The sequence below is a fragment of the Pseudomonas sp. FW507-12TSA genome, assembly GCF_058781435.1.
In genome coordinates this window covers 44,506-55,156 of sequence record NZ_JBYSWT010000010.1, presented here as the reverse complement: position 1 = coordinate 55,156, position 10,651 = coordinate 44,506, and the positions used below count along the sequence as shown (strand labels likewise).

Genomic DNA, 10,651 nt, shown 5'->3' with positions numbered 1-10,651 from the left:
TAAAGAGCGAAATTAGAGAAAAAGATCCAGGCGGAAATAGATCGGGGCTTCGCGGTCACTCAGGGCATCTGGCCGCTCGAGGGAATGGGCGAAGGTCACGCTGGCGGCGAGGTGCTGGCCACGGGCGAACAACTCGATGGAGTCGCTGGACACCCGCCCGTGCTGCTCGGCGTTGTAGCGGTCGTGGCGAATGGCACCCACGTCATACCCCAGCCCCGTGCCGTACTCGGCGAACACCGGGCGCAGCCAGTCCCAGGTCACCGGGCGGCTCCAGCGCAGGTCGTTGCGCCAGTAGTAGCCGCTGTCGCCGTTGAGGCTCTGGTCCTTGTAGCCGCGGATCGAGGACTGGCTGCCCAGGCTCAAGCGCTGGGAGCTGAACAGGATGTCTTCGCTGCGCTGGCTGGTGACCAGGCTGCTGAACACCAGGGACTCGTCCCACAGCTTGAACGGCTGCAGGTAGCTGGCGGTGGCGGTGTACTTGCGGTAGCGGGCGTTGGCCTGGCGGTTGCCGTACCGGTCGCGCTCGGACTGGCGCTGGGCATCGAACAGGCCGACCCCCTCTTGCAGCCCCAGGTCGAGGTTGACGAAGGCCCCGCCAATGCGCCGGCCATGGTTGATGCCCCACTGCACTTCGCTCAAGCGGTTGCTGCTGGTGCTCAGCTTGCTGTCTTCGATGTAGTTGTTGGTGCGCAGGTGGGTCAGGCCGGCGTTGAGCGAAGTCTTGCTCACCGAGTCGCGATGGATCACCCGCTCCACGCGCAATTGGTGGTTCTGGCTGTCGCCGGTCTGCTTGAAGTTGAAGCCCTGGCCCTGGGCCAGGGAACGGTACTCGCTCTGGCTGTAGCTGTAGTTCAGGTTCCACCAGCCCAGCGGCAGGTTGTAGTAGAGCATCGCATTGCGCGAGGTCTTCTGGTGGTCGCTGATGGCGTCATGGCCGCCGCGCAGCACCAGCTGGTCAGCCAGGCCCAGGGGGCTGTCCCATTCCAAGGAGCTGCCCCATTGCTGCTCGCCGGTGCTCTTCTGCCCGTCGTTGCTGCGGGACAGACCGACCCGCCAGGGCTTTTGCGGGGTGTTCTTGACCAGCACCTCGCTGCCGCCCACCGCCTGGCCGGGGGCCAGTTCCATCTGTGCCTGGTTCGACGGCAGGCGGTTGAGCTGGTCGACCATCTGCTCGATCTGCCGCAGGTCGAGCAGTTGCCCGACACTCCCGGGAAACGCCATGTCCAGCTCGCGCGCCGTGAGCCTGCTGCCTTCGGCCGCCTTCAAGCCTTCAAGGCGGCCCTCAACCACCAGCACCTGCAAGTGCCCGCGGGACAGGTCCTGCTGCGGCAGGTAGGCACGACTGGTGACAAGGCCTTTGGCGATGTAGTGGTCGGTAATGACCTTGAGCAACTCGTTGAGCTGGGCCACGCCCAGGCACTGGCCGATGTAGGGCTTGAGCAGGCGTTCGCGCTCGGTGGCGGACAGGGCGTCGGCGCCCTTGAGCTCGATGTGTTCGATGGGGAAGCAGCGGCTGTCGGTCGGGGCCGTCGGCGCCACGGGCAGCGCGCTCTTGCCAGGCAGGTCCTTGAGGTCTTCGAGGCGCCGTTGCTGCTCTTCCAGCAGGCGGTTCTGGCGCTCGCGAATCAGGTCCTGGTCACCAGGATTGTTCAGCGGAGCGGCAGAGACACTGTTCAGTGAGCCGGCCAAAAACACCAGGCAGGACAGCACACAACACAACCTCATCCCGAGGGTAGGAAAATACATGTTCGATCCTTCGAAACAGCAGCAAGAGTCAACAAAGCGGGCGATGCTAATTTGCCACCATTGAGGCGTCAATTAACTATCGACAACTTAGACTGAACACTTTCCTGTCTATAAGAATGATCCATGGCGAACAAAAGAATGCTCTAAATAGTCACCATGAACATGAAAAAAACATATATATCAAAGTGTTATCCGCTATTCGAACCAGCCCTGCAAAACACCGGCAACCCCTTTGATCCCGGGGATTTACCCGCAAAAAAAGCGGTGCATTGACAGCGGCATTTCGGTTTCAGGCACAGGCACTTCCAGGTTGCTTGAAACTCTGGCGTACATGTTGGCGAATAGCGCTGCAGAGCATATCCGGGCAAACAGTCAGCAGTCACCCATGGCGTCAATAATTTACTGTTTTTCGGAAACCCCCTAAAAAATCAAATTAACTAGTTGATATAAAACAAGATTATAAATTTCTCACTGCGCCCCCGGATTGCCGACGAACGGTAATAAAAAACCCGGGCCTCAAAGCCCGGGTTATTCATTTCAAACCAGCCATGCGGGTGGATCGGTCATGGTCATCGCGCTAGGTCTTGCCCTCATCCCCCTCCGAGCGCAGGTGGATCACCCGTGGTGGCGGCTCCGCTACCAGGGGCGGGTGAGGCTGGGCCTCGGGCTGGATGCGGTAGAACTGGGTGGTGACATGGCTGATGCCGCCCTCCGCATCGTTGTGCACGATCAGGCTGCCGGGCTGGCGCATCTGGGCGAAGGTCTCGTCGCTGAGCTTGAAGGTCTCGCTCAGGCGCTTGTCGTCCACCGCCGGGGCCGGCAGGCGTGGCGGGTACTTGCGACTGCGCCGCTGGCGATAGCGGGCCCAGGAGATCAGCAGCACCGCGTTGATCACCGCCACCAACCCATAGAACTGCAAGGTGGTCAGGGCATCGAGTACACCGGCCTCGAACCTGGGCCCTTCGTGGGTGTAGAGCAACGGCCACAGCCCGCGGACCAGTAAATAGAGAAGCGCGCCCCAGGCCACGAGGGTGAAGAAGACATCGACTATCACCAGGAAGGGGCGCTGGCGGGTGCGGATGATTTTCATCAGCGCGCCTCCTCTTTGTCATCGATGGGCTTGATCCCACGGTCCGGGCTGATCCAGCGCGCGCGCTTGCGGTGCTCGCTGAACAACACCTTGGGAAAGCTCACCAGGGTGGTGAACAGGCTGATGAACCAGAACGCCAGGGGATACCAGACCACCCAGAACATGGTTTTCCACAGGTCCTTCTCGTAGCGGCGGTCGATCAGGATGCTCACCGCGAACTGGGTCAGGCAGACCATCGCCAGCACCAGGCCGGTGAAAGCCGGCGGCACGATGGTGTGCACCGCGATGGCCTCGGGCATGACGATGAACTTGCCCAGGGCCCAGAAGATCACCGACAGCAAGAAGGTGAAGGCCCAGCCGGTGGACAGGCAATAGTCGAACAACAGGGTCCACAGGTAGCGATGCCGCCATTCCCAGATGCCACGGATGTTCTTGAACAGCACCTCGGCGCCACCCTGGGCCCAGCGCAGCCGCTGCTTCCACAGGCCGCGCAGGGTTTCGGGCATCAGGATCCAGCACAGGGCGCGGGGCTCGAAGAACACATACCAATGGTCCAGCTGCAGCTTCCAGCTGACGTCGATGTCCTCGGTGATCATGTCCGGGCTCCAGTAGCCCACCCGATGCAGCGCCGTGCGGCGGAAGGCGACGATCACCCCGGAGACGGTGAAGACCTTGCCGAACACCCGCTGGGTACGCTTGATCAGGCCGATGATCGAGGAGAACTCGCCCACCTGCACCCGGCCCACCAGGGTCGAGCGGGTGCGAATGCGCGGGTTGCCGGTCACCGCGCCCAGGCGTGGGTTATCCAGCATCGGCGCCACCAGGTAGGCCGCCGTGTTGGGCGCCAGCAACGCATCGCCGTCGATGCACACCAGGTATTCGCTATGGGCCGCCACCGCGCCCATGCGCAGGGCCACCGCCTTGCCCTGGTTCTGCGCCAGGTGCAGTACCCGCAGGCGGGGGTCGAGGGCGGCCAACTGGTCGAGGATCTGCCCGGTGTTGTCCTTGGAGCCATCGTTGATGGCGATCACTTCGATGTTCGGATAGTGCTGGGCCAGGGCGGCCTGGATGGTATCGGCGACGTTATCCCCCTCGTTGTAGCAAGGGATGAGGATGCTGATCAGCGGCTCGCCGGCCAGCGGTGGCGGCAAGGTCTCGTCGTCCCAAGGCCAGTGCCGCTCCCAGTGCAGCCAGAAATACAGGCCCCCGGCGATCCACAGCGCCGACATGAACAATGGGTAGTAGAAGACGAAATCCATGAGGAATTCGCCAGTCACCACGAAGATCAGGCCCAGGGGCACCCCCATGACCAAGGCCAAGACCACTACAGCGAAGATACGATCCAGCATGATTCATGGACTCCATTTGTTGGAGAGCGCGGGCCGCAAGGTCTTCAGGTCCGGTGAGTTCTCGAGGAAGTTGTCCGGGTAGTAACCGAAGTTGATAGCGCCCTGGCGCTTGAGCCGGCCCATCCAGTCGGCCATCTGCCCGGCCGGTAAATCGCTGGCGGGCTTCTGGGTCCAGTCCCGGGCCTGGAGTTCGAATACCGTGCGCTGCAAGGCACCGGGGCGGGTGCGCACCTGATCCACCAGGGCTTCCAGCCAGGGCCCGGAGTGCCGTGGGCTTTGCCCTTCCATCAACGGCATGGCCATGGGCGCGGTCCAGTCATAGCTGGCGAGAAAATCGTCGAGGTTCTGGGCGAACCAGGTTTCGCTCTGGGGATTGATGATCGGCTCGGCGAACAGGTTGCGCGCGGTCTGCACCTGGGGCCCGCGGATCGCCCGGACCTTGGCCGCCAGTTCATGGGTGAAGTCGATCAGGTAACGACTCTTGAAGCGGGTCCAGCGTTGCAGCGCTGCGGGGTCGTCGCGCAGCCCGGCGATGGAGCCTGGCAAGCCCTGGGCGGCATAGGCACGCAAGGCTTGGGGGCTGGCGTCCTCGAAGTCCGAGAGCACGGCGTCGTCATGGAACAGGATGCCGTCCACCGAGGTCATGCGTGCCACATCCTCGTACAGGTCGCCGATCAGGCGGCGGACCTGCGGGTCGAAAGGCGACAGGCGCCGGTATTGCTTCGGATCGACCGCCACCTGGCCGGTTTGCGGGTCCCAGCGCGTGACCCGGGGCAGCCTGGCGTCCAGGTCGAAACTGAGCACCGGCATCCAGGCATAGACCTTGACGTGGGAGCGGGTGCGCAGTTGCCAGGCGACCCGGTCGAACAGGTCGGCACGCATCGGCAGGTGGCGATTGGGGAAGTACAGCGACTGCACCAGCCCGTCGCCCTTGGGATCGGCGAAGGCCTGGAGGAACACGGTATTGGCCCCCAGGTCGGCCATGCGCTGCACCAGCTTGCCGAGGTTGATCTCCTGCTGCTTGGGGTCCGGGTCGTAGACGTTGTCCAGGTCCACGTGCACCACACGCATTGGGGCCGCGGTCTCGACGCCGACGATGCTGTTGGAGAAATGGATGCCGTCCGGGTCCGAGACCACCAGGAAACGCGGGCTGCTCATCAGGTTGTCGAGGCGGTCCAGGCCATCGTCCAGGGTCAGCGCCAGCTTGAAGCCCTGGCTGTCGACCACCTGCAGCGTCGAGCCATCGGCCGTGCCATAGGGCCAGACCCAGACCCGCGGACGATAGCCGGTGGCGGCCTGGATCTTGTCCGAGATGGTGCTCACATCCTTGCGCATGCGCGCCTGGAACTGCGCCTCGCTTTCATAGCGTCCGGTGCGCGGGTCGTAGCGCCGGGTCGCAGCAGCAGGCTGCATGTTGCCCTGGGGGTTACCGAGGATGCCCAGGTGGCTGCTGTCGGTGTGGGCGGCGATCTCCACCAGGCCGGAGCGGGAGATCTCGCGGATCTGCGCCCAGGTCAAGAATTGCGAGCGCGGCCGCAGGTCGCCGGCGAAGTTCACCGGCTGGTCGGCGGGGGTGTCGATCCAGGTGCCCACCGGGGCCAGGAGGGCCGGCCAGCGATAACTGCGCAGCACCGGCATGACCCGGGTATAGAAGCTCGAATAGCCGTCGTCGAAACTCAGCAGGATGGCCTTGGCCGGCAAGTCCGGGCCGCCCCGCCGGGCCGCCAGGATCTGGTCCACGGTGACCGGCTTGTAGCCGTTCTCGCGCAGCCATGCCAGTTGCTGGAGCATACGGTCGGTGCGCACCGCCACCACGCGCTGGTCCGGGTTGCGATCCTCGATATCGTGGTAGGCGATGCCCAGCACGTGGTTCTTCGGCCAGGGCGCTTCGTTGTTCGGCATCGGCCGTTGCGCCGGGGCGACGAAGTCCGCGGCAGGCTGGGAACAAGCACTGAGCAGCAGTGCGCCCAGCAAGAGGATGCAACGCTCGATCAGGCTCATCGTCACCGTCCTCTAGAAGCGATAGGTAAGGTCCACGGCCAGGCGCAAGTCGGTTTCCCGCTCGCCGTCGTAGGGTCGGTTGATCACGCTCAGCACCGCGCCTATATCGAACACGTCGTTCCAGCTATAGCGCTGGCCGTAGCTGACCAGGCCGACACCGCCGGTGGAATAGTCGCGCTGGCTGTAGGTGCCGACGCCGAACTGGAACTGCTGGCTCCACGAGGTTTCGTAGCGGTGGTAGAGCACATGGTTGACGTTCACCGTCGGCAGGACGCTGAAGTCGGACTTGGGATTGAAGTACGGCGCGTCGTCCCGGGTGTTGTGGCTGGTACCGACCTCCAGGCCCAGGTCGACCTGGACTTCGGGAGAGCGGTACACCCCTTCGCGGCCGGTGAGCAGGGCTTCGAAACGGTTGTTGCCATCACTGAAGTGCGAGGGGCTCAGGGACAGTTTCCACTCCCGGCTTTCATTGGCGCGCCAGCGCAGGAAAGCGCTGCCGCCATTGGCGCTGATGTCGTTCTTGAGGGCCCGCAGCGGCGTCGCGGCGGTGAGGTAGTCGAGGCTGCCGCCGTACTGCCAATGGTCGTCGATGTCCCGGGCCAGGGCTATGCGGGCGCCGGTCTTGTTGCCGTAGCCGTAGGAGTGGTTGGAGACCTCGGCCTCCAGGGTCATGTCGCGGGTGCGCCGTTCCACACCTAGCAGCTGCCAGCGGTGGTTGCCCTTGCCCTCCTGGAAGTCGCCCATGGCGTAGCCGACGCCAGCGAACACGCGCCAGTCTTCATCGATGGGCGGGCTGTAGAGCCGGCTCTCGATGCCGAAATCGCGGCTCCCGGAGACCGCCCCGGCGCCGTTGTTGCCACCGCCATTGCTCTTGCCGCCATAGGTCGAGACCCGCAGCTCGGCCATGTCGTGGACCTCACGCTCTCGGGCCAGGCGCTGCACCGCGCGGTTCTGCGGATAGCGCGCGACCACATCGTCGGTCAGGGCATCCAGCTGCCGCCATTCCTGCAGGTCCTGGGCGGTGTGCCCCTGGGCAACCTCCAGGGCGACGTCGCGCGGCGCCACGCTTTCGACCTCCTTGAGCAGGTATTCGGAGCGGCGCGGCCACTCCCGGGCCAGGTACAGGTTGGCCTGGGCCAGGCGCACATTGACGTCGCCCGGGGCCTTGGTGGCCAGGTCGTCCAGGCGCTGCTCGCTGTCAGGCAGGTTATTGCCGTAGGTGCCGGCCTGGGCCGCCAGCAATTGCGCGTCCAGCCAATCGTCGTTGGGATCGCCCACCGTCTGCCCCACCAGCTGGATGCGCTGGGGTTCGCTGTTGGCCAGGTCGGTGGCCACCTTCAGCGCCGCCTCGGGCTGTTCGCTTTCCAGCAGCGAGTAGTACAGGCCGGTGGTGTCTTCGACGCGGTTGCCCCGGTCGGCATCCGGGGCGCTCAGCACCTTGCGGTACAGGTCGGCGGAAACCTCCGGCTGGCGCTGGTCGAGGTAGGCCGAAGCGACCCAGCGCAGGGCGTAGGTGGGAATGGCCACGCCGGCGGCGGTCAGTTGCTCGTACTCGCTGATCACCTCGGCGGTCCGCGCCCGGGACTTGAGCGCCCCCAGGCGGTCGATGCGCCAGCGGGTCACGTCGTCCTGGGCCTTGGGATCGTTGCCCCAGGCGGCGAACAGCGTGTCGTAGTCGGCGAGGGCGCGATCGGCCACCACGAAGCGTTCCTTCTCGCTGCGGCTGGCCAGCTCCGACAGGCGCACCCGCTCGGCAGCCAGGTCAGCTTCCATGCGCCGCTGGATGACCGGATCGATCAACCCGGGATGCTGGTGCGCCAGGCGCACGGCCGGCTCCGGCAGGCGGGCGCGCTGCAGGGCGTAGATGTACTCGCGCAGTACGTCGGGCCGCTCGCCGGCACGGACGAAGGCCTGGTCGTATTCCACCAGGGCATCCTGGGGCTGGTTGGCCCGGGTCAGGGCGTAGCCCAGGGCCAGGCGCCGGTTCGGATCCTCCGGCTTGGCGGCCACCAGCGCCCGGGCCCGGGCCACGGCTTCTGCGGGCTGGCCAGCGTCGGCCTGGGTCAGCGCCAGGCCCAGTTGCAGGTCGGCGTTCCTGGGGTCGCGCTCCAGCGCCTGGCGATAGAGCCGGGTGGCGTTGTCCCATTGCTTGAGGTTGCGATAGGCCCGGGCGGTGGCGGTCAGGGCCTGCACCGGCAGCACGCGATTGCGCCCCTGGGTCTCGTAGACATTCACCACTTCACTATCCAACCCGGCCCAGCTGGCGATCTGCAGGTGGTCGCTGACCAGCCCGTTGGTCAACTGGTTGGCCGGTACCTGGCGCAAGTGGCTCAGGGCCGGGGCATAACTGCCCGCCCGGGCCTGGATGATCAGTTGGTCATAGGCGGTGTCGGCGAACGCCAGCCCGGGCAACAACAGTTGGCTGCACAGTGCCAGACGAAACAATGGGCGCAGGCCAAAGCGGCGAGCAGGATGAACAGTGCATTGCATTTCGTCAGCACCTTTACATGGCTGGCCGGAGTGCCGCGTCCACGCCTGTACGCCCCGGCGACCGGGACCAAGCGACCCGGCGAAACTTTCCGGGAGAAGTCTTCCACGTAGGTTAGTTCAGAAATTGCGACGCAATAATTATTCAGAATCAGATCGGCAAAACGTGCCCAAGGCCCCGTGCACCGGGGCCTTGGACAGCACGACGCCCGGGCTGTGGCATCCACGGCACCGGGCGTCGAGGGTGATGCAACCGATCGCCAATGGCGATCGAGCGGCGGTCGCTTACTGCTGCGCGCCGGCGCCGGCTACCCTGCTCATGACGAAGCCAATGAACTGCTCGACCGTCATCTTCTGGCCGTTGAAGTTCACTTCGTTGTTGGCGTAGTGCAGCGCCGAGACCACGTTGTTGCCGTCCAGCTTGGCCAGTTGGGTGGCAACGGCCATGGCGCTGAGCATTTCCGCGGTGGCGGCGCCCTGTTCGGCGATCTGCTTGGCGTCGGTCATGCCTTCAGCCTGGGCCTGCAGGGCCGCCACGTCGGCAACCATCGGCTTGGACAACGACAGCTTGGCATCCAGTTGGCTGATCAACTGCTTGCCCAGCTCTGCGGTGGGCAGCTCCAGGCTCTGCGGCTTGGCCAGGTCCAGGCTCAGGCTGAAGCGGCTTTCGCCATTGCCGGTCTTGAGCGCCAGGCTTTCCAGGGCGATCTGAGGCTTGGCGGCCAGGACCTTGTTCACCGCCGCACGGATCTTGGCCTCCTCGGCTTCGCTCATTTGCAGCTCAGGTGCCTCTTCGCCCTTGGCCGAGGCCTCGGCGGCAGTTTTTTGGTACGGCTGCAATACGTTCTGATAGACCTGGACCAGCTCCAGCATGCCCTGGCTGTCCAGGTCCTTCATGCTCCAGAGCATCTCGGCGGAACCCACGGCCTTGCCATCGAAGGCGATCTCGCCCACACGGTAATCCGCGCGACCGGCCACGTTGCTGCCGGTTTCTTCAGTGGATGTCTTCTGTTCGAAGTTCTTCAGGGTCAATACCGACTGCTTGTCGCCGAAAGTAGCCTTCAGGCCGCTGAGCTCCAGGGTGTTCTGGCCCAGGTAGTAGTCGAAGCTGCTCTTGTGCAGGTTGCTGGCCAGGGTCAAGCCTTTGATTTCCATCTTGAGCGGGGCTTTGTCCGGCGAGCTGAGGAACAGGTCCAGGCTGTCCATATAGCCGTCGACCTTGGCCTTGCGGCGATTCTCGCTGACGCTGAAGGTGGCGTTCAGGCCAGAGAACTTGAGGTTGTTCAGCTCATCCAGGGCCAGTTCCATCGGAGCGAAATCCAGGGTGCCCTCGGCGGACAGGTCATAACCGACATTGACCACGCCGTTGAACGGTGCAGCGCCCTTGGTGGCCGCAAACCATTTGTCGGTCTGGGAGTTGTTCACCAGCTCGTAATGACTGGAAGCCATGACGGGTAGCCACTTGAAGCGAACCAGGCGCGAGAACGGCAGCGGGCCGTGCTCGATATGGTCGGCGATCAGCAGTTCCAGGTCACCGTGGAACAACTCGCCCTGGCCCTTCAAGCGATAGCGGGCGTTGCTGCTGAACACACCGCGCTCCAGGGACACCAGCTCCAGGGTCGCAGTGGCGTCGTAGCCGATCAGCGCTGCCTGCAGCTCCTTGTTGCTCTCCACGATCTGCTGCTGCAGAACCCCTTCCAGCTTGGTGCCGGTGTACCAGGCGCCGCCGGCACTGATTGCACCCACTGCGACGACGATTCCTAACAGTACGCCTGCTGACTTATTCATGTTTGACCCGATCGATATCCATAGTTTGAAAGTGTGCTGGTCTTCCCTGAACCCATGACGGGTCGCGGCTCGACTCCGCGTGAAACCGGCGCAGATTAGCATTGGCGGTGGGGCGCAGTGCAACAGTGGTGCAGCTGCAAGCTTCAAGCCGCAAGCGCCAAGCGAAAGCAAAAGGCAGGGGCCCGCTGGC

The 10,651-nt window shown here is 64.2% G+C and carries 6 protein-coding genes; all 6 read right to left on the bottom strand.

Annotation, left to right across the window (positions count from 1 at the left end):
• Positions 1 to 12: 12 nt before the first annotated feature.
• The 6 genes from AC3WK8_RS11735 to AC3WK8_RS11710 all read right to left on the bottom strand — a co-directional run bounded on the left by AC3WK8_RS11735 (position 13) and on the right by AC3WK8_RS11710 (position 10,461).
• Complete coding sequence (locus AC3WK8_RS11735) at positions 13 to 1,746, bottom strand: ShlB/FhaC/HecB family hemolysin secretion/activation protein (protein ID WP_085598067.1); 1,734 nt, start codon at positions 1,744 to 1,746, stop codon at positions 13 to 15.
• Positions 1,747 to 2,323: 577 nt separating this feature from the next.
• On the bottom strand, positions 2,324 to 2,836 hold the full coding sequence (pgaD, locus tag AC3WK8_RS11730; RefSeq protein ID WP_085598066.1) for a poly-beta-1,6-N-acetyl-D-glucosamine biosynthesis protein PgaD: 513 nt from the start codon (positions 2,834 to 2,836) through the stop codon (positions 2,324 to 2,326).
• Positions 2,836 to 4,185: a poly-beta-1,6-N-acetyl-D-glucosamine synthase gene (gene pgaC / locus AC3WK8_RS11725; protein ID WP_085598065.1), complete on the bottom strand. Its 1,350-nt coding sequence runs from the start codon at positions 4,183 to 4,185 to the stop codon at positions 2,836 to 2,838. Before pgaC ends, pgaD begins: the two co-directional genes overlap by 1 nt.
• A 3-nt stretch (positions 4,186 to 4,188) precedes the next feature.
• Positions 4,189 to 6,186, bottom strand: a complete 1,998-nt coding sequence (gene pgaB / locus AC3WK8_RS11720; RefSeq protein WP_103324800.1) for a poly-beta-1,6-N-acetyl-D-glucosamine N-deacetylase PgaB — start codon at positions 6,184 to 6,186, stop codon at positions 4,189 to 4,191.
• Positions 6,187 to 6,198: 12 nt separating this feature from the next.
• Positions 6,199 to 8,676 (bottom strand): poly-beta-1,6 N-acetyl-D-glucosamine export porin PgaA, encoded by a 2,478-nt coding sequence (pgaA, locus tag AC3WK8_RS11715; protein WP_103324801.1) that lies wholly within the window; start codon positions 8,674 to 8,676, stop codon positions 6,199 to 6,201.
• Positions 8,677 to 8,958: 282 nt separating this feature from the next.
• Complete coding sequence (locus tag AC3WK8_RS11710) at positions 8,959 to 10,461, bottom strand: YdgA family protein (protein WP_103324802.1); 1,503 nt, start codon at positions 10,459 to 10,461, stop codon at positions 8,959 to 8,961.
• Between the last annotated feature and the right edge of the window lie 190 nt (positions 10,462 to 10,651).

What these genes read in the sequence shown, in the direction of transcription:
- AC3WK8_RS11710 (WP_103324802.1), bottom strand. Translation starts at nt 10,461, where the DNA reads ATGAATAAGTCAGCAGGCGTACTGTTAGGAATCGTCGTCGCAGTGGGT.
- pgaD (WP_085598066.1), bottom strand. Translation starts at nt 2,836, where the DNA reads ATGAAAATCATCCGCACCCGCCAGCGCCCCTTCCTGGTGATAGTCGAT.
- pgaC (WP_085598065.1), bottom strand. Translation starts at nt 4,185, where the DNA reads ATGCTGGATCGTATCTTCGCTGTAGTGGTCTTGGCCTTGGTCATGGGG.
- pgaB (WP_103324800.1), bottom strand. Translation starts at nt 6,186, where the DNA reads ATGAGCCTGATCGAGCGTTGCATCCTCTTGCTGGGCGCACTGCTGCTC.
- pgaA (WP_103324801.1), bottom strand. Translation starts at nt 8,676, where the DNA reads ATGCAATGCACTGTTCATCCTGCTCGCCGCTTTGGCCTGCGCCCATTG.
- AC3WK8_RS11735 (WP_085598067.1), bottom strand. Translation starts at nt 1,746, where the DNA reads ATGTATTTTCCTACCCTCGGGATGAGGTTGTGTTGTGTGCTGTCCTGC.